Source organism: Streptomyces flavotricini, from assembly GCF_020639365.1.
Taxonomy (GTDB): domain Bacteria; phylum Actinomycetota; class Actinomycetes; order Streptomycetales; family Streptomycetaceae; genus Streptomyces; species Streptomyces flavotricini.
The window spans coordinates 4,701,327-4,717,644 of sequence record NZ_JAINUL010000001.1 but is presented as its reverse complement, the minus strand read 5'-3'; the positions used below and the strand labels follow the sequence as shown (position 1 = coordinate 4,717,644).

Here is a 16,318-nt window from a genome sequence, read left to right as displayed (position 1 = left end):
CCTGGCCCGAGCCGGGCGCGGCGGCGCTGGGCCAGGCCCCGGCGGCGGGTGCCGCCGGAGCCGGGGCGGCGGCTCCGGGCCAGGCGCCGGGGGCGGCTGCGCCACCGGGCTGCGCGGCTCCGGGCCACGCCCCGGGCGCGGCGGCGGGAGCCGGAGCGGGAGCCTGAGCGGCGGCGGGAGCCGGAGCCTGGACCGGCGGCGGGGCCTGGACCGGGGCCGGGGCCGGGGTCCGCTCCGGCGCGGGCGCCGGAGCGGGCGGAGCCGTCTGCTCGGGCGTCCGTACGGCGGCAGCGGCGGCCCGCGCGGCCGCGACGGCCCCGCCGGGCCCGGCGGGGGCCATGCCGTGGGCCTCGGGCCCGGGCACGTAACCCATGACGGGCCCGCCGGCCGGGGCGGCGGGCATTCCGGCCATTCCGGCCCCACCGGCGGCGCCGGGCGTGAACCCGCTCCGCTCCAGCCGGTCGAGCCGGGCCTGGAAGGACCGCTCGTCGTCGAAGGCGGCGGGCAGCAGCACCCGGGCGCAGATCAGCTCCAGCTGGAGCCGCGGCGAGGTGGCACCGCGCATCTCGGTGAGCCCGCTGTTGACCAGGTCGGCGGCGCGCGACAGCTCGGCGGCCCCGAAGACGGAGGCCTGGGCCTGCATCCGCTCGACGACATCGGCGGGGGCGTCGATGAGCCCCTTCTCCCCGGCGTCCGGCACGGCGGCCAGGATCACCAGGTCCCTCAGCCGCTCCAGCAGGTCGGCGACGAACCGGCGCGGGTCGTTGCCGCCCTCGACCACCCGGTCGACGACCTCGAAGGCGGCCGCCCCGTCCCCGGAGGCGAAGGCGTCGACGACGGAGTCGAGCAGCGAGCCGTCGGTGTACCCGAGCAGGGAGGTGGCCATGGCATACGTCACACCGTCCTCGGTGGCACCGGCGAGGAGCTGGTCCATGACGGACATGGAGTCGCGCACGGAGCCGGCGCCCGCCCGCACGACGAGGGGCAGCACGCCGTCCTCGACCTTGGCCCCCTCGCGCCCGCAGACCTCGCCCAGGTAGTCGCGCAGCGTCCCGGGCGGCACGAGCCGGAACGGATAGTGGTGCGTACGGGACCGGATGGTCCCGATGACCTTCTCGGGCTCGGTCGTCGCGAAGATGAACTTGAGGTGCTCCGGCGGCTCCTCGACCACCTTCAGCAGGGCGTTGAAGCCCGCCGAGGTGACCATGTGCGCCTCGTCGATGATGTAGATCTTGTACCGGCTGGACGCGGGCCCGAAGAAGGCCTTCTCCCGCAGGTCACGGGCGTCGTCCACGCCACCGTGGGAGGCCGCGTCGATCTCGATGACGTCGATCGAGCCCGGCCCGTTGCGCGCCAGGTCCTTGCAGGACTGGCACTCCCCGCAGGGCTCGGGAGTGGGACCCTGCTCACAGTTCAGGCAGCGCGCCAGGATGCGCGCGCTGGTGGTCTTGCCACAGCCTCGCGGACCACTGAACAGGTACGCGTGATTGACCCGGTTGTTCCGCAGGGCCTGCATCAGGGGGACGGTGACATGCTCCTGCCCGATGACCTCGGCGAACGACTCGGGGCGGTAGCGGCGGTACAGCGCAAGGGACGACACGTCTACGAGGTTATCCGGGCCCGCCGACAAAGACGTCCCGCCGACGGCCGCAGGCCGTCCCGGAACGCAAAGCGCCCCCCACGCACCCGCCAGAGCCCACTTACCCTTGCTGCCTTCCGGCCCTGGGGGAGTTGGGTGAGATAGCGCCACGTGAGGGGCTGGGCCCCACCCTAGCGGATGGAAGCCCCCGGAATCGACCCGGCCCCCGACCGGAACCCGGCGAGGACCGACCGGGAACCCGCCCAGGTCTCCCCCCGGATCCCCCGTCGGCGATCACGTTCGCGAGCACCCCTCAACGTCTTGTATTGTTTGCGGCGGAGGATTCGCCTAGTGGCCTAGGGCGCACGCTTGGAAAGCGTGTTGGGGGCAACCCCTCACGAGTTCGAATCTCGTATCCTCCGCCAGTGCCTCACCGGGCACTTGAAGGCCCCGACCGGGAAACCGGCCGGGGCCTTCTGCGTTCCCCGTCATGGCGACCCCGCCTCAGCAGCCGCCGGACCTGGCGCCACGCCCGAATCACCTCGGCGAGCTCCGCAAGGAGCTTCCGGACTTGCACCAGCAGGCACCTCGCACGCTCTACGGCCACGAGGACCCCTGCCGCGATGGAGATCCACAGCACCGGGCACCTCCTCGCCCTGCTCATCACCATGCCCGCCACCAAAGATCGAAGTCAGCAGCTCGCATGCCGCATTTTGTGATCTCCAGACGAGCTCGACCGCAGATATCACGCTGGATATACTCGATGGGCAAGTTGATATCACAGGAGGTGTTCGAATGAGTCGAACAGTGATCGACCTCGACGACGAGCTGCTGGCCGCCGTGGCTCAGGCGCTCGGGACGAGCACCAAGAAGGAGACGGTCAACACCGCCTTGCGTGAGGTGTTGGAGAACCGCCGGCGTGCGCTCGCGCTGACTCGGCTGCGGGCCGCCGCCGGAGAGGATGCGTTCGATCTGGCCCTTTTCGAGGACAAGAGGAACTACCGAAGGTGAGCGCGGCACAGTTCCTGATCGATACCAGCGCGCTCGCGCGGTTCCTGCACGGCGACGCCGAACAGTACGGCTGGGATCAGGCGGCTGCGGCTGGTCTCATCGCAACCTGCCCGATCACCGAGCTGGAGTTCTTCCACAGTGCCCGATCTGCCGCAGACCGCGCCCGCGGCATCGAGGACATGCGGTTGCTGTTCGGCTGGGTGCCCGTCGACGACCGGGCGTACGACCGCGCGTGGCAGGTCCAGGAGCTACTGACCCAGCGCGGGCAGCACCGCAGTGCGGGCGCGGTGGACCTCGCCGTTGCCGCCACCGCGGAACTGCAGGGGCTGACTCTCCTGCACCGCGACCACGATTTCGAGTGCATCGCGGCTGTCACCGGCCAAGCCATGCAGTGGTACGGCCCGGAGGCCGGCAAGTAGGCCCATGCTTGAGCGTGTTGGGGCCAGCCCCTCACGAGTTCGAATCTCGCACCCTCCGCCAGTGCCTCACCGGGCACGTTGTCGAAGGGCCCCACCGCTCGCGGTGGGGCCCCTCGACGCTCCCCGGGCCAGCGCGAGCACGCTCAGGCCGAACATGAGCACCCCCAGGGGTACATGGAGCGCCGGTACGTGCGCGATGCCCAGCACCACCTGCGCCGAGGCGAGGGCCAGGAAGCCGGACGCGTACAGGACGGGGCGGGGACTTCCGCCGCCCGGCCTCCACGCCAGGACCGCCGCGATCACGTACAGCATCGATGCGCCGTACATCACACGTGCTCCGACGCCGTGCAGCGTCTCGCCGTAGGACGTGGACAGCAGCAGTCCGGCGGTGGCCGCCTGGAAGAAGACGGCCAGGGTCTGCAGGGCGATCGAGACCCGCAGGAACGTGCGGGTGCGTCTTTCCGCGGTCGCCCCGTCCGCGGTCGCCCCCTCCGCGGTCGCGCGGTCTGCGGTGGTCCGGGTGGCCATGGTGCGTCCCCTCTTCTGCCTCACGGCGGTGGCTCGGTACTGTCTCGACAGTCCGACGACGCAGGCCCGCGAAATGTGAGGCGGACGAGAGAAACAGGGAGCGTTCGCTGCCGTGAGCACCTCCGGTCCGGACCCGCGCGCGATCTTCGGCGAGCGGCGCCGCCTGATCGCCCTCGCCTACCGGCTGCTGGGTTCGGTGGCCGAGGCCGAGGACGCCGTGCAGGAGGCCTACGCCCGCTGGTACGCGATGTCGCCGCGGCAGCAGGAGGCCGTCGAGGCACCCGGCGCCTGGCTGACGACGGTGGCCGGCCGGATCTGTCTGGACCTGCTCGGCTCCGCGCGGGTCCGGCGCGAGCGCTACGTCGGCGCGTGGCTCCCCGAGCCGCTGCCCGACCGTACGGAGTGGACGGGCGGGCCGGAGGACCCCGCCGACCGGGTCGCCCTGCACGAGTCGGTGAGCATGGCCTTCCTCGTCGTGCTGGAGTCGATGACTCCGGCCGAACGCGTGGCGTTCGTCCTGCACGACGTCTTCCGGTACCCCTTCGCCGAGATCGCCGAGATCATCGCCAGGTCACCGGCCGCCTGCCGGCAGCTGGCGGTCTCGGCGCGCCGCCGCGTCCGTACGGCACACGCCCCGGCGGGCGCGACCGCGACCTCCGCCACGGCCCCGACCGCCGCCACGACCGCGGCCACGGCCGCCGGGCAGGCCGATCTCGTGCGGCACTTCAAGGAGGCGTGGGAGGCCAGGGACATCAAGTCCCTCGTCGGCCTCCTCGACCCCGACGCCACGATGGTCACCGACGGCGGCGGACTGGTCGGCGCCGCGCTCCGCCCGGTCGAGGGCGGCGAGCGCATCGCCCAGTACCTGATCCACATGGCCGCCAAGGCCCCCGGGCTCACCCTCCTGGAGCGGACGGTCAACGGCCGACCGGGGCTGGTGGCCCGGCACGCCGGCACCACCGTGACCGTGGCCGCGTTCGGCCTCGCCGCCGACCGCGTCACGCACATCTGGGCGGTCCGCAACCCGGAGAAACTCCGCGCGTGGAACCGGGACACCGCCCGGGGAGTGGCCCGCTAGCGGATCTGGCCGGCCGCCCACTCGGCCCACTCCCGGCGCATGGCGTTGAACCGCAGGCCGTACTCCAGGGCGATCCTGCCGTGGACCGAGAGCGGATCGTCGCCCCAGTCGATGGACTCCTCCAGCTGCCGCAGGCCCTCGTACTCCTGCTCGGACATCTCCGTCAGCTCCGCGAGATAGCCGCGCGCCTGCTCGGGCGTGAGTACGCCGAGGAAGAAGACCCTCAGCAGGATGTCGCTGCGGGTGTTGCGCTGCGGCTTGGTCCCGGTCAGCCAGTGACGCAGTTCGGCCAGCCCCTCGTCGGTGAGGGTGTACTCCTTGCGCCCGCGCGGGCCCTGCGCCGAGACGCTGATCATCCCGGCGTCGGCGAGCTTGGACAGCTCTGTGTACATCTGGCTCTGGGTGGCGGGCCAGACGTTGGCCAGCGAGGTCTCGAAGCGCTTGAGCAGGTCGTATCCGCTGGCGGGGCGCTCTGACAGGAGTCCGAGAAGGGCGTGTCGAAGGCTCATGACCCTCACCTTACATTCCATTCTTGACATGTCAGTTCTGGAACATCTACTTTCGACATGTCAGAACAGGAACGTCAGCCACTCAGCCGGGGGTCTCCGATGTCGTACGTACGCACCTTCCTTCCGTGGATCGTCTTCGCGGTGCTTCCGTCCGGCCAGTGGCAGTGGGCTGCGCTCGCCGGTCTCGTCGCGGCGGTGGCGGTGACCGTCCAGCAGCGCCGGACCGGAGCCGGCTTCGACGCGCTGATCATCGAGATCGGCTCCGCGGTCTTCTTCGCGGCGCTGACGGCCATCGCCTTCACCGACCCCCACTCGGGCGTGCACGACTACTCGGCGACCCTCTCCTCGGCCACGCTGGCCGTCATCGCCGGGGTCTCGCTGCTCGTGGGCAGGCCGTTCACCCTGGGCATCGCCAAGCGCACCACCCCCCGCGAGGTCTGGGGCCTGCGGCCGTTCATCCGGGCCAACGCCGTCATCACCGGCGCGTGGACCGCGGCCTTCGCCGTGACGGCCGGCGCGCTCGCGGCCCTCGCCCACGCCGGCCACGGCCACTCGACGGCCGCCACGCTCGTCCAGGCCGCCGGGTTCGTCGTCCCCATGCTCTTCACCGTCCGCTACGTCGCCGCCGCGCAGGCCAAGGCCAAGGGCGAGACCGGCCCGCGCTGAGCACCTTCCTGAACCCCTGCGCCCCAAGGCGGCACCTGCCGACGGAGGGCGGCTGCCTGTGCGCCGCGCCGCCGACGGGGGGCGGTCCTTCGACGGGGTCGCGCTCGCCGCCTTCGCCAAGGCCCTGGCCGGTGAGCCCCGGCCCCAGCCGCCCGCGGGCAACGGAACGGCCACCTCCGTACGGAACTCCTTCGTCTGGATCGTCACCGCGCGGGTGAAGTCGACCGAGGTGTACGTCGCCGTCCCGTGACGCCGGCGCGCGGCGTCAGGCGCAGCGCAGTGCCGCGTAGAGGTCCTCTGCGTTTTCGTGCGGGAGTACGGTCAGGACCAGGGACCACCAGGGGACGGGCCGACGCATCGGTCTTCTTCCCGGAGAAGCGGATGATGCGACGAATCATGGAAATGGGACGCTCCACCCGGGCATGCCGTAGGAGGCGTGCCTTCACGGTCGTCTTCACGTCGCTTCTGGCGCTGTCCGTGGGGTGTTCGAACATCATGGAACTCCCCTACACGCCGGAGCGGATGGATCCCGACCCGGCGCGCGCGAAGACGAGGGAGGTGTCCGCCCGCCTGCTGGAGATGGCCGGGGTCAAGGGCAAGGTCACCGAGCCCCGCACAGGCGTGAGCGTCGTGGTCTGCGACGAGTACGGCCAAGACCTGTACGCCCTGGAACACCGCTGGTCGGTGGGCGGCATGACCAGTGACCAGTACGACGCCGGCATGCAGAACCTGCGGAAGGCGCTGGGTGAGAACGGCTGGAGGATCAGTGAGGACGGCCCCGAGATCCAGGCCTCGAACGAGGCCGAACACTTCTTCGTGACGGTCACCGCCCACACCGCGACGTTGGAGCCGACGCTCGACTTCACCGTCAACTCCCGCTGCTACCGCGCGACCTCCCACGCCGCCTACGAGAAGGCCTGATCGTCGCGCGCGTACGCGACGAAGCCGGCCCAGGCCTGCGGCGTGAGCGCCAGCTGGGGCCCGTCGAGCACCTTGGAATCCCGCACACGGACGGCTTCGGGGCAGGCCGCCACCTCGACGCAGGAGTCGCCTTCGCTGCCATCGCTGTAGCTGCTCTTGAACCAGGCCAAGTCCCGCATCATGTCTCTCCCAGCAAGTGCTCAACAAACGCCCGGGACTCCCGTGGCGAGAGAGCCTGGGCTCGGATGATTCCATACCGCAGCTCAAGGATCCGAAGTCGCTTGGCGTCCGAGACCGGACGTCCATTGAACGCTCCGTCCGAGCGGCCAACAGCCGATCCGTCATCGAACTTCAGCACCTCGATCCCGCCGTCCATTCCTGCATGGACCTCGCAGTCAAGCGGCATGACCTGGAAGGAGATGTTGCGCAACTGGAGTACCTCAAGCAGATGTTCGAGCTGCCGACGCCACACCATTGTGCCCCCGATACGTCGGCGCAGCGTGCCCTCTTCTTGGACGAAACTGAGCGTTGGCGCCGGGACCTTGTCGAACACGACCCGCCTCGCCTCCCGCGCCGCTACAAACCGCTCGACCTCTTGCTCCGAGTAGGCAGGCTGCCTCATCTCGAACAGGGCTCGCCCGTACTCCGCCGTCTGCAACAAGCCATGGATGCCGTGAATCCGGTACACCGCGATCTCAACGGCCTGCCCCTCCATCTTTGCCAGGTCTCGAACCTTCTTCGGGTATCGGACCCGACCAAGATCCTCCGCCATGGCCCGGATCAGGCCCCCGGCCTTCAACGCATCGTCGACCTTGTCCAAATACTCCGGCTTGGCGATCCGCTTGCCGCCCTCGACCTTGTAGATCAGGGCCTCGCCATACTGGATCGCCGCCGCCAGGTCGCCGACCCGCATCCCCAGCGCTTCCCGCCTCGCCCGCATCTGCCGGCCGAGGGCCGCGACCACCGCCGCGCCCTGTTCGTCCTCGGGGTCCACGGACCAGCTGTGCTCATCCGTACCGTCACCGTCCACGTCCACGCCCATGCGCACCCACCTCCTCAACGCGCCTTACCCGTCACTCGCGTTGAGGCAGTCTCGACAGCTTTGGACAAAGTCGTGGACGTTCGTGCGGGGCCGCCCCCGCGGGCGGGTCGCGCTCGGGCGCGACCCGGTGCGGCACGACGCTTTGTCTTTGGAAGTACCAAGAGAAAGAAACTCCCGCCCAACCCCTCCAGCCTCCCCGGAGCAACGCTCACTCACACGGGTGAATGGTTCCAACTCGGCTGGATTTCATGCCGGTTGCCTGGCATATGCTCGCCGCGACAACTCCGGGCACAAGGCGGCCCCCGCCGGGACTCGCAATCCCGACGAGGGCCTGACCACGAGAAGGATCCAACTTCCCGATGGCTTTCCAGCACTCTAACGCGCCCTCGCGCGCCGCGTACGGCGTTCAACACGCCAACGTCCGGCAGACCCGCAATTTCACCGTGGTCAGCAACGACCTGATCCGGCACCCGCACTTGTCGATGAACGCGCGGGCCCTCGCCTCGTACATCCAGTCCGTGCCCCGCGGCACCCCGGTCGGCATCAAAGCCCTGGCCGGGCAGCTGCCCCTGGGGGAGAAGGCGATCGGAAAGGCGCTGGGCGAGCTGGAGGCGTACGGGTACCTGCGGCGGCTCCAGGAGAAGCTCCCGGACGGGCGGATCGTCACCCGTACGGTGTTCTGCAACGCCCCGAAGGCCGTCACCCTGCCGGAGCCGAAGCCCGAGCCGGCGCCCCGGCCGGCACCGGAGCCGAGGCCCGAACCGGCGCCCGAACCGCCGCCCGCACCCGACCCCGGCCCGCCGCCCCCGGCGGCGGCCCTCCCCGCGCCCCGCAACCCGCACAACCCGGCCCGCAGGCAGCTGGCCGAGGAACTCCTGGCCGAACTCCGCCGGGTCGACCCCCGCCTGCTGCTCGGCGAACGGGACGTCCAACGCCTGGCGGGCGGCGTCGAGGCCTGGCTGGAACGCGGGGCCACCCTTCAAGCGGTGATCAGCGCCCTCACGGCGAACCTCCCGGACCACCCCCGCAACCCGCCCGGCCTGATCGCCCACCGCCTGAGGACCCAGCTACCGCCCGACCTGACCCCGCTCCCGCGCAGAACCCCCTTCGCCCCACCCGCCCCCTTCCAGACCTGCGAGAAGTGCGACCGGGCCTTCCGCAGCCCGACCCCCGGCACCTGCAAGGGCTGCACCGTCACGCGACCACCCTGCGCGTGAGGGCGGGGCCACCGGTCGGCGGCCCCGCCCCCTCCGTCCCCGAGGGACGGCTACGCGTCCGAAAACTTCGGCATCTCGCCCGTCGTCTTCGCCATGTCGATCACCGCGAAGGCCGCGCCCTGCTGGTCCGTCAGCGCCGCGAAGCGGCCGAAGGGGCTGTCCATCGGGCCGAAGTGGAGGGCCCCGCCGTGCTTCTTGGCCTTGGCCACGGCCTCGTCGCAGTCCGGGACCCCGAAGTAGACCTGGACGTACGGGGGGATCTCCGGCGGGAACTCGTCGCCCATCTTCATCCGGCCGAGGACCGGGTGCTCCTTGCCGCCGACGCTGTAGATCCGGAAGTCCATCCCGGCCGTCTCGGGGTCGTCGCCGGGCTCCATCGTCTGGGCCTCGTACGGGAAGACCTGCGAGAGGAACCCGTCCGCCTTGGCCGGGTCACGGGTGAAGACCTCCGCCCAGGCGTACGCGCCCGGCTCGCCGATCTTCTCGAAGCCCCTGTGCTCGCCCGGCTGCCAGACCCCGAAGACCGCGCCGCTCGGCTCCTTCGCGATGGCCATCGTGCCGAAGGTGCCGACCTGCATCGGCTCCACCATCAGCTGGCCGCCGGCCGACTTGATCTTCTCGGCGGTGGCCGCCGCGTCGGGCGAGGCGAAGTACAGGCACCACTGCGAGGGGGCGTCGGCGCCCGGCATGGGCGGCACCACGGCCGCCACCGCCTTGCCGTCGGAGTAGGCCTGCGTGTAGTTGCCGTACTCGCTGGAGGCGTCACCGAAGGTCCAGCCCAGCACGTCGGAGTAGAAGGTCTTGGCGCCCTCCACGTCCTTGAACATCGCGTCCACCCAGCACGGAGCGCCTTCCGGGAACTCAGCCATGATCGATCGACTCCTGTGTCTTTTCGTCGGTTTTGCGCGGTTCTCACGCTAGGCCCGCGGTGCGCCGACCGCGCGTGGAGGGCGGCCACGCGGGAGGCTGGATCCATGGACATCACGATGCGGCTGGCCCAGCAGCCGGAGGCCGACGAGCTCCTCGGCCGCAGCCCGCTCGCCGCGCTCGTCGGCATGCTGCTCGACCAGCAGGTGCCGATGGAGTGGGCGTTCTCGGGCCCGTACACGATCGCCCGGCGGATGGGGGCGGACGACCTGGACGCCCACGCCATCGCCGCCGCCGACCCGGAGGCCTTCGCCGCGCTGCTCTCCGAGAAGCCGGCCGTGCACCGCTACCCCGGGTCGATGGCGAAGCGGGTGCAGCAGCTGTGCGCGTACCTGGTGGAGCACTACGACGGGGACGCGGAGGCCGTCTGGCGCGGCGTGGGCACCGGGCAGGAGCTGCTGAAGCGGCTCAAGGAGCTGCCCGGGTTCGGGGAGCAGAAGGCCCAGATTTTCCTGGCGCTGCTGGGCAAGCAGCTCGGCGTGCGCCCCAAGGGCTGGCGCGAGGCGGCCGGCGGCTACGGCCCGGCGAACGTCTACCGCTCGGCGGCGGACATCACCGGGCCGGAGTCCCTGGCGAAGGTGCGGGCGCACAAACAGGAGATGAAGGCGGCGGCCAAGGCCGCCAAGGCGGAGAAGGGCGGTTAGAGAGCAGACGGGGCCAGAGCCCGGGCCGGGCGCCCGCGCAGCGCCGACGCGTAGACCTCGTCCGCGTCCAGGCGCCGCAGCTCCTCCGAGATCAGCTCGGCCATGCTGCGGATCTTCAGGGCCACCTTGCGGTCGGGGCTGCCCGGCAGGATCAGCGTGGCCAGCGCCCCGTCGGGGCGGTCCACGGTGATCTCGCCCTCCCTGGTCGCCAGCCGGACCCGGGTGATCACGGGCCCGTTCGTGGCGACCCGCTCCACCGGTACCCCGAGCCGGCCTTCCAGCCAGCGCGCCAGCAGTTCGGCGCTCGGGTTGTCGGGCTCGCTCTCCACCGCCGCGCCCGTCACCGGCAGCGGCTTCTGGTCCACCGCGGCGGCCAGCAGCGCCCGCCACGGCGTCAGCCGGGTCCAGGCGAGGTCGGTGTCCCCGGGGGCGTACGAGGCGGCCCGCCGGTCCAGTTCCGCCACCGGGTCGGCGGTGGCCTCCGCGTCCGTGATCCGGCGCTGCGCGAGCGCGCCGAGCGGATCCCGCGCCGTGTCGGCGGGCGCGTCGGCCGGCCACCACGCCACCACCGGCGCGTCCGGCACCAGCAGCGGGAGGACGACCGAGCCCGCCTGCTCGTTGAGCGCCCCGTGCAGGCGCAGCAGCACGATCTCCCCGGTCCCGGCGTCCGATCCGACGCGCAGCTCGGCGTCCAGGCGGGTCTGGCGGAGCTTGTGCGAGCCGCGCGAGGTGCGCTTGATCACCACGATGATGCGGCAGGGGTGCTCGCGCGAGGCCTCCGAGGCCGCGCGGACGGCGTCGTACGCGTTCTCCTCGTCGGTCGCTATGACGAGCGTCAGCACCAGGCCCATCGTCGGGCTGCCGACGGCCCGGCGGGCATCGAGCAGGGCCCGGTCGATCTTGCTGGACGTGGTGTCGGTGAGTTCGGTCCGCATGGGTGGAAGTCTGTCAGCGCCGAGGCCCCCGGCGGCACCCCGGCGGAGGATCCGGCCGCCGGAATCCATCACCTGTCAAGCGGCGGGGTCCTCATCTGCGCCGCTTCGCCGTCCCGAAGATCGAGCGCGAGATCTCCCGCCCCAGCTGGGTCCCGATCGACCGGGCCAACGAGCGGAACAGCCCGCTCCCGACCACCTGCTGGGCGAGCGAGGGATCCGGCTTCGGCGCGCCGCGCGCCGCCTTGGCCGCCTCCTCGGCCCGTTTCTCGGCCTCCGCCCCGGCCGCGGCCGCCTCCGCCGCCGCCTCGGCCGCGGCCTGCTCGGCGCTGATCTTCTCGTACGCCGACTCCCGGTCGACGGGCTCCGCGTACCGCGAGTAGAGGAGCGAGGACTTCACCGCCGCGTCGAGGGCCGCCGCGTCGATCGGGCCCATCAGCGACTGCGGGGCGCGCAGCCGGGTCGCCGCCACCGGGGTCGGGGCTCCCTTCTCGCTGAGTACGGTGATCACCGCCTCGCCCGTCCCGAGCTGGGTCAGCAGCTCCTCCAGGTCGTACGCGGAGTTCGGGAAGGTCTTCACCGTCGCCTTCAGCGCCTTCGCGTCGTCGGGGGTGAAGGCGCGCAGCGCGTGCTGCACCCGGTTGCCGAGCTGCGCGAGCACGTCCGCCGGCACGTCCTTGGGGGTCTGCGTCACGAAGAAGACGCCGATGCCCTTCGAGCGGATCAGCCGCACGGTCTGGGTGATGGACTCCAGGAAGGCCTTCGAGGCGCCGCTGAAGAGCAAGTGGGCCTCGTCGAAGAAGAAGACGAGCTTCGGCCGCTCCAGGTCCCCGACTTCCGGCAGGTCGGTGTAGAGGTCGGCCAGCAGCCACATCAGGAAGGTGGAGAAGAGCTGCGGCTTGTCCTGGACCGCCGGGAGTTCCAGTACGGAGACCAGACCGCGCCCGTCGGGGGCCGTCCGCAGGAATTCACCGGTGTCGAATTCCGGCTCGCCGAAGAACTCCGAGGCGCCCTGCTGCTCGAAGGCGGTCAGGGCGCGCAGGATCACCCCGGCCGTCACCGTCGACAGCCCGCCGATGCCCTTGAGCTCGGCTTTTCCCTGGTCGGAGACGAGGAAGGCGACGACCGCCCGCAGGTCCTTGAGGTCGATCAGCTCCAGTCCCTTGGTGTCGGCGTAATGGAAGATCAGGCCGAGCGACTGCTCCTGGGTCTGGTTGAGCTGGAGCACCTTCGACATCAGCACCGGGCCGAAACTCGTCACGGTGGCCCGGAGCGGAATGCCCGGTCCGATCCCGCCCAACGAATAGAACTCGCTCGGGAATCCGGCGGCCTCCCACGGCCGGCCGACTTCCTTCGCCCGTTCCGCGATCTTGTCGTTGGCCGTGCCCGGCACCGAAATCCCCGACACGTCGCCCTTGATGTCGGCGAGGAACACCGGAACGCCGCCCGCCGACAGCTGCTCGGCGATGAGCTGGAGGGTCTTCGTCTTGCCGGTGCCGGTGGCGCCCGCGACCAGGCCGTGGCGGTTGAGCATCGACAGCGGGATGCGGATCTGGCGGTCCGGCAGGCAGGCCCCGTCCCACAGCAGGGCACCCAGTTCGAGCGCGGGTCCGGTGAAGGCGTACCCGGCGGCGATCTGATCGGCCGGGGACGCGGGGTCGGTGCTCTCGCTCATACATCACTCCCGAAATAGCCCTGCCTGCCACTTTTGCACCAGCTTGGCAAGGCTGCGCCCGCAGGCACCGGCCCGGTAGGCTTTCCGTGTGATCTTCAAGCGCATCGGAAACGGGCGGCCGTACCCCGACCACGGCAGGGAAACCACCCGGCAGTGGGCGGATGTCGCCCCGCGCCCGGTCCGGCTCGACCAGTTGGTGACGACCAAGGGGCAGCTGGACCTCGAAACGCTGCTCGCGGAGGACTCGACGTTCTACGGGGACCTCTTCGCCCACGTCGTGAAGTGGCAGGGCGACCTGTACCTGGAGGACGGACTGCACCGCGCCGTGCGCGCGGCCCTGCAGCAGCGCCAGGTGCTGCACGCGCGCGTCCTCGAAATGGACTACTGAGCCGGGACACGCCGTAGGCGAGGCCGCGAAGGGCTTCCGCCCAGGCCCCGCTTGGGCTTCCGGTTCGGGAGAATTGCGCCTTTCGGGTCGGTCTTGCCCTATCAACAGATCATTTGGTGGGCATCGCAGGCGGGCGGTACTACGCTGCGCCCATGAGCATGCTCACTCCCCCCGGCATGGGCGGAAAGTACCGCGTCACGGGTGCTGCCTACCCCCGTATGAGGCCACCGCGGCGACGCCGCCGGATCGTCCTCACCGTGCTCGGAGCAGCCCTCGGTCTGGCCCTGCTCTGCTACGGATCCCTGCAGCTCATGAACGTGTTCCGCGGCGAGAGCGGCAGCGGCAAACACCAGAGCGCCGCCGGCAAGGACTGCGCGACCCCGAAGCCCAGGGCGGGCGCCGCGGCGGCCGCCAGCCCGGCCGCCGCCAAGCCGGCCGTGGCCCTGCCGCAGCCCGGCGAGATCACGGTCAACGTCTACAACGCGACCCCGCGCGCCGGGCTCGCCAAGGCGGTCGGCGACGAGCTGAAGAAGCGCGGCTTCACCGTCGGCAAGGTCGGCAACGCACCCGCCGACTTCGACAAGAAGGTCCCCGGGACGGGGATACTGCTCGGCTCGCCCAAGACCGACAAGGCGGCCTTCTCCGTACTGGGCACCCAGCTCGAAGGCGATACGCAGCAGACCGACGCCCGGGAGGGCGCGGACATCGACCTGATCCTCGGCGACGCCTTCAAGGAGCTCAGCCCGAAGGAGGCGGCGGACAAGGAGCTGTACCTGCTGGCCAACCCGCAGCCGGCCCCCGCCAAGACCTGCTGAACGCGCTGATCCTGTGGACCGCCGACCCGGTGAACTGCTGATGCGGTGAACTGCCGGTGCGGTGAACTGCCGAACGCGAAGCAGCCGGCCGCCCCTTCCGGGGCGGCCGGCTGCTTCGCGCGGCGGCGTCGGTCCCTACTCGGCCGAGCCGTACATGCGGTCGCCCGCGTCGCCCAGGCCCGGCACGATGTAGCCGTGCTCGTTGAGCCGCTCGTCCACCGCGGCCGTCACGACCGTCACCGGGGTGCCCGCGAGGTCGCGCTCCATGACCTCGACGCCCTCGGGCGCTGCCAGCAGCACCACGGCGGTGACGTCGTCCGCGCCGCGCTTGATCAGTTCCTGGATCGCCGCGACCAGCGTGCCGCCGGTGGCGAGCATCGGGTCGACGACGTAGACCTGCCGCCCGGAGAGGTCCTCCGGCATGCGCGTCGCGTACGTGGAGGCCTCCAGGGTCTCCTCGTTGCGGACCATGCCCATGAAGCCCACCTCGGCGGTCGGCAGCAGCCGCATCATGCCGTCCAGCATGCCGAGGCCGGCGCGCAGGATCGGCACGACCAGCGGGCGCGGGTGCGAGAGCTTCACGCCGGTGGTCGGGCCGACCGGGGTGACGATGTCGGCCTGCTCGGTGCGCACGTCGCGGGTGGCCTCGTACGCGAGGAGGGTCACCAGCTCGTCGGCGAGCCGACGGAAGGTGGGGGAGTCGGTGCGCTTGTCGCGCAGGGTGGTCAGTTTGTGCGCCACCAAGGGGTGATCGACGACCTGCAAACGCACAACATCCTCCAAGGCTCAGCTGCCGGGTTTCGACCTGCGACCTGCAAAAACGGCCGCACTTTTTCGCGACCCACGGTCAAAAGGCTACGCGGTGCGCGCACCCCCGTGCGTCCGAACCCGCACCGCCGCCCGCGGATCGTCGCGGATCCCCTGCGGATGCGACCCGCCCGGACGCCCAGCACGCTGGACGGATGAGCAACGCACCGGTGGTCGTGGCCGTCGACGGGTCCGAGCACAGCCTCAAGGCACTGGAATGGGCGCGGACGGAGGCACTGCGGCACGGCAGCCCGCTCGTGGTCTCGCACGTCCTGCCCGACAGCGTCCAGCTGTACGCGGCGCGCCGCTCCTCCCTCGCCGACCCCTCACAGCCGAAGGAGTACGCCGACCCCGTCGCCGAGCACGTACGCGACGTCCTCGCCGGCGCCCCCGAGCTGCCGGCCGAGGTGCGGTACGAGTCGCTGGAGGGCTCCGTGCCGGAGGCCCTGCGGGTGACCGGGGAGCAGTCCCTGATGCTGGTGATGGGTTCCCGGGGCCGCGGCGGCTTCGCCGCCCTGCTGCTCGGCTCGAACAGCCGCGCCGTGGCCTCCACGGCGGCCTTCCCGGTCGTGGTCGTCCCGCACGCGGCGCGCAGCGCCGAGGCGGGGGCCGGGCAGTCCGCCGGGCGGGTGGTGCTCGGCCTGCACGCCGCGGAGACGGCGGACGACGTGGTGGCCTTCGCCTTCGCGGAAGCGGCCGCACGGGGGACCACCGTCCAGGTGGTCTCGGCCTACGCGATCCCGCCGGCGCCGGTCATGGTGGTGGACAACCCCTTCCAGGCGATCCCGCCGGAGGGCCTGGCCGACGACGGGAACGCGGTGCCGGCGGAGCGGGAGATGCTGCGCTCCCAGACGGAGCGGCTGGCGCCGTTCCGGGCCCGGTGGCCGCAGGTTCCGGTGGAGCAGGCGGCGGTCCCGGGCGACGCGGCGGAGCGGCTGGTGACGGCCTCCCGGTCGGCGGCCCTGGTGGTGGTGGGCCGCCATCACCCGCGGCGCAGCGTCGGGTCCCTGATGATCGGCTCGGTGGCGCACGCGGTGCTCCACCACGCCCACGGCCCGGTGGCGGTGGTCCCGACCCTGTCGGACGACGAGTGACGACCCCTCTGAGCTGCGAAGGGGCCGAGAAGGAGGATGCGAAGGGGGATGCGAGGGGGTGGCATC

General features: G+C 71.3%; 20 protein-coding genes, 1 tRNA gene and 1 other RNA gene. 12 read left to right on the top strand and 10 right to left on the bottom strand.

The genetic code is table 11. The annotated features are described in order from the left end of the window. Nucleotides 1-1,600: DNA polymerase III subunit gamma and tau (locus tag K7B10_RS21390; RefSeq protein ID WP_229338135.1), on the bottom strand; the 1,600-nt coding region annotated here is incomplete at its 3' end. A gap of 64 nt (nucleotides 1,601-1,664) precedes the next feature. Then, an RNA gene (gene ffs, locus K7B10_RS21385) (signal recognition particle sRNA small type) lies at nucleotides 1,665-1,763 on the bottom strand. 153 nt (nucleotides 1,764-1,916) lie between these two features. Between ffs and K7B10_RS21380 the strand changes: the two genes are divergently transcribed. From K7B10_RS21380 to K7B10_RS21370, 3 genes are all read left to right on the top strand, one after another. Further along, nucleotides 1,917-2,004: transfer RNA gene (locus K7B10_RS21380), tRNA-Ser, on the top strand. A 370-nt stretch (nucleotides 2,005-2,374) separates the two neighbouring features. Continuing rightward, nucleotides 2,375-2,590 carry a type II toxin-antitoxin system VapB family antitoxin gene (locus K7B10_RS21375; RefSeq protein ID WP_229338133.1) on the top strand — a complete coding sequence of 72 codons (216 nt, stop codon included), beginning with the start codon at nucleotides 2,375-2,377 and terminating at the stop codon, nucleotides 2,588-2,590. Further along, nucleotides 2,587-3,009, top strand: a complete 423-nt coding sequence (locus tag K7B10_RS21370) for a PIN domain nuclease (RefSeq protein ID WP_229338131.1) — start codon at nucleotides 2,587-2,589, stop codon at nucleotides 3,007-3,009. Before K7B10_RS21375 ends, K7B10_RS21370 begins: the two co-directional genes overlap by 4 nt. Nucleotides 3,010-3,075: 66 nt before the next feature. Here K7B10_RS21370 and K7B10_RS21365 read toward each other — a convergent pair whose 3' ends face one another. Then, nucleotides 3,076-3,537, bottom strand: coding sequence for a hypothetical protein (locus K7B10_RS21365; protein ID WP_229338129.1), 462 nt, complete (start codon nucleotides 3,535-3,537; stop codon nucleotides 3,076-3,078). 112 nt (nucleotides 3,538-3,649) lie between these two features. Between K7B10_RS21365 and sigJ the strand changes: the two genes are divergently transcribed. Then, nucleotides 3,650-4,615, top strand: a complete 966-nt coding sequence (sigJ, locus tag K7B10_RS21360; protein WP_229338127.1) for an RNA polymerase sigma factor SigJ — start codon at nucleotides 3,650-3,652, stop codon at nucleotides 4,613-4,615. On the opposite strand, the gene K7B10_RS21355 is transcribed toward sigJ, so the two are convergent. Then, entirely contained in the window at nucleotides 4,612-5,124 is a 513-nt protein-coding gene (locus tag K7B10_RS21355) for a PadR family transcriptional regulator (RefSeq protein WP_229338125.1), read from the bottom strand. The two genes, sigJ and K7B10_RS21355, sit on opposite strands and share 4 nt — an antisense overlap. 99 nt (nucleotides 5,125-5,223) lie before the next feature. Here K7B10_RS21355 and K7B10_RS21350 point away from each other — a divergent pair, with 99 nt between their 5' ends. From K7B10_RS21350 to K7B10_RS21340, 3 genes are all read left to right on the top strand, one after another. Beyond that, the gene (locus K7B10_RS21350; protein WP_229338123.1) at nucleotides 5,224-5,790 is read left to right on the top strand and encodes a hypothetical protein; all 567 of its coding nucleotides are present in this window, start codon (nucleotides 5,224-5,226) and stop codon (nucleotides 5,788-5,790) included. Between the two features lie 58 nt (nucleotides 5,791-5,848). Next, a complete protein-coding gene (locus K7B10_RS21345; RefSeq protein WP_229338121.1) occupies nucleotides 5,849-6,040 on the top strand; it encodes a hypothetical protein in 192 nt (63 codons plus the stop codon). Nucleotides 6,041-6,285: 245 nt separating this feature from the next. Continuing rightward, nucleotides 6,286-6,711 carry a hypothetical protein gene (locus tag K7B10_RS21340; RefSeq protein ID WP_229338119.1) on the top strand — a complete coding sequence of 142 codons (426 nt, stop codon included), beginning with the start codon at nucleotides 6,286-6,288 and terminating at the stop codon, nucleotides 6,709-6,711. Here K7B10_RS21340 and K7B10_RS21335 read toward each other — a convergent pair. Together K7B10_RS21335 and K7B10_RS21330 are read right to left on the bottom strand one after the other, a co-directional pair. Continuing rightward, nucleotides 6,696-6,893, bottom strand: a complete 198-nt coding sequence (locus K7B10_RS21335) for a DUF397 domain-containing protein (RefSeq protein WP_229338117.1) — start codon at nucleotides 6,891-6,893, stop codon at nucleotides 6,696-6,698. The genes K7B10_RS21340 and K7B10_RS21335 overlap by 16 nt on opposite strands. Then, nucleotides 6,890-7,753 (bottom strand): helix-turn-helix domain-containing protein, encoded by an 864-nt coding sequence (locus K7B10_RS21330; protein WP_229338115.1) that lies wholly within the window; start codon nucleotides 7,751-7,753, stop codon nucleotides 6,890-6,892. Before K7B10_RS21330 ends, K7B10_RS21335 begins: the two co-directional genes overlap by 4 nt. A gap of 359 nt (nucleotides 7,754-8,112) precedes the next feature. Here K7B10_RS21330 and K7B10_RS21325 point away from each other — a divergent pair, with 359 nt between their 5' ends. Next, complete coding sequence (locus tag K7B10_RS21325; RefSeq protein ID WP_229338113.1) at nucleotides 8,113-8,970, top strand: helix-turn-helix domain-containing protein; 858 nt, start codon at nucleotides 8,113-8,115, stop codon at nucleotides 8,968-8,970. A gap of 50 nt (nucleotides 8,971-9,020) precedes the next feature. On the opposite strand, the gene K7B10_RS21320 is transcribed toward K7B10_RS21325, so the two are convergent. Beyond that, a complete protein-coding gene (locus K7B10_RS21320; protein WP_229338111.1) occupies nucleotides 9,021-9,839 on the bottom strand; it encodes a VOC family protein in 819 nt (272 codons plus the stop codon). Nucleotides 9,840-9,944: 105 nt separating this feature from the next. On the opposite strand from K7B10_RS21320, the gene K7B10_RS21315 reads away from it, so the two are divergent. Continuing rightward, on the top strand, nucleotides 9,945-10,541 hold the full coding sequence (locus K7B10_RS21315) for an HhH-GPD-type base excision DNA repair protein (RefSeq protein ID WP_229338109.1): 597 nt from the start codon (nucleotides 9,945-9,947) through the stop codon (nucleotides 10,539-10,541). Here K7B10_RS21315 and opcA read toward each other — a convergent pair. Beyond that, the gene (gene opcA, locus K7B10_RS21310; protein WP_229338107.1) at nucleotides 10,538-11,476 is read right to left on the bottom strand and encodes a glucose-6-phosphate dehydrogenase assembly protein OpcA; all 939 of its coding nucleotides are present in this window, start codon (nucleotides 11,474-11,476) and stop codon (nucleotides 10,538-10,540) included. The two genes, K7B10_RS21315 and opcA, sit on opposite strands and share 4 nt — an antisense overlap. A gap of 91 nt (nucleotides 11,477-11,567) precedes the next feature. Next, nucleotides 11,568-13,148 (bottom strand): helicase HerA-like domain-containing protein, encoded by a 1,581-nt coding sequence (locus tag K7B10_RS21305; RefSeq protein ID WP_229338105.1) that lies wholly within the window; start codon nucleotides 13,146-13,148, stop codon nucleotides 11,568-11,570. Between the two features lie 88 nt (nucleotides 13,149-13,236). On the opposite strand from K7B10_RS21305, the gene K7B10_RS21300 reads away from it, so the two are divergent. Together K7B10_RS21300 and K7B10_RS21295 are read left to right on the top strand one after the other, a co-directional pair. Continuing rightward, on the top strand, nucleotides 13,237-13,536 hold the full coding sequence (locus K7B10_RS21300; RefSeq protein WP_030160221.1) for a type II toxin-antitoxin system VapB family antitoxin: 300 nt from the start codon (nucleotides 13,237-13,239) through the stop codon (nucleotides 13,534-13,536). A 152-nt stretch (nucleotides 13,537-13,688) separates the two neighbouring features. Beyond that, complete coding sequence (locus tag K7B10_RS21295; protein WP_229338103.1) at nucleotides 13,689-14,351, top strand: LytR C-terminal domain-containing protein; 663 nt, start codon at nucleotides 13,689-13,691, stop codon at nucleotides 14,349-14,351. A 135-nt stretch (nucleotides 14,352-14,486) separates the two neighbouring features. Here the strand turns inward: K7B10_RS21295 and upp are convergent, their stop codons facing one another. Then, nucleotides 14,487-15,122, bottom strand: a complete 636-nt coding sequence (gene upp, locus K7B10_RS21290; protein WP_030160225.1) for a uracil phosphoribosyltransferase — start codon at nucleotides 15,120-15,122, stop codon at nucleotides 14,487-14,489. 191 nt (nucleotides 15,123-15,313) lie between these two features. Here upp and K7B10_RS21285 point away from each other — a divergent pair, with 191 nt between their 5' ends. Then, nucleotides 15,314-16,252 carry a universal stress protein gene (locus tag K7B10_RS21285; RefSeq protein ID WP_229338101.1) on the top strand — a complete coding sequence of 313 codons (939 nt, stop codon included), beginning with the start codon at nucleotides 15,314-15,316 and terminating at the stop codon, nucleotides 16,250-16,252. Nucleotides 16,253-16,318: the final 66 nt, after the last annotated feature.

What these genes read in the sequence shown, in the direction of transcription:
- K7B10_RS21330 (WP_229338115.1), bottom strand. Translation starts at nt 7,753, where the DNA reads ATGGGCGTGGACGTGGACGGTGACGGTACGGATGAGCACAGCTGGTCC.
- K7B10_RS21295 (WP_229338103.1), top strand. Translation starts at nt 13,689, where the DNA reads ATGAGCATGCTCACTCCCCCCGGCATGGGCGGAAAGTACCGCGTCACG.
- K7B10_RS21325 (WP_229338113.1), top strand. Translation starts at nt 8,113, where the DNA reads ATGGCTTTCCAGCACTCTAACGCGCCCTCGCGCGCCGCGTACGGCGTT.
- K7B10_RS21365 (WP_229338129.1), bottom strand. Translation starts at nt 3,537, where the DNA reads ATGGCCACCCGGACCACCGCAGACCGCGCGACCGCGGAGGGGGCGACC.
- K7B10_RS21285 (WP_229338101.1), top strand. Translation starts at nt 15,314, where the DNA reads ATGAGCAACGCACCGGTGGTCGTGGCCGTCGACGGGTCCGAGCACAGC.
- K7B10_RS21335 (WP_229338117.1), bottom strand. Translation starts at nt 6,893, where the DNA reads ATGATGCGGGACTTGGCCTGGTTCAAGAGCAGCTACAGCGATGGCAGC.
- K7B10_RS21350 (WP_229338123.1), top strand. Translation starts at nt 5,224, where the DNA reads ATGTCGTACGTACGCACCTTCCTTCCGTGGATCGTCTTCGCGGTGCTT.
- K7B10_RS21320 (WP_229338111.1), bottom strand. Translation starts at nt 9,839, where the DNA reads ATGGCTGAGTTCCCGGAAGGCGCTCCGTGCTGGGTGGACGCGATGTTC.
- K7B10_RS21355 (WP_229338125.1), bottom strand. Translation starts at nt 5,124, where the DNA reads ATGAGCCTTCGACACGCCCTTCTCGGACTCCTGTCAGAGCGCCCCGCC.
- K7B10_RS21375 (WP_229338133.1), top strand. Translation starts at nt 2,375, where the DNA reads ATGAGTCGAACAGTGATCGACCTCGACGACGAGCTGCTGGCCGCCGTG.
- opcA (WP_229338107.1), bottom strand. Translation starts at nt 11,476, where the DNA reads ATGCGGACCGAACTCACCGACACCACGTCCAGCAAGATCGACCGGGCC.
- K7B10_RS21315 (WP_229338109.1), top strand. Translation starts at nt 9,945, where the DNA reads ATGGACATCACGATGCGGCTGGCCCAGCAGCCGGAGGCCGACGAGCTC.
- K7B10_RS21305 (WP_229338105.1), bottom strand. Translation starts at nt 13,148, where the DNA reads ATGAGCGAGAGCACCGACCCCGCGTCCCCGGCCGATCAGATCGCCGCC.
- K7B10_RS21340 (WP_229338119.1), top strand. Translation starts at nt 6,286, where the DNA reads ATGGAACTCCCCTACACGCCGGAGCGGATGGATCCCGACCCGGCGCGC.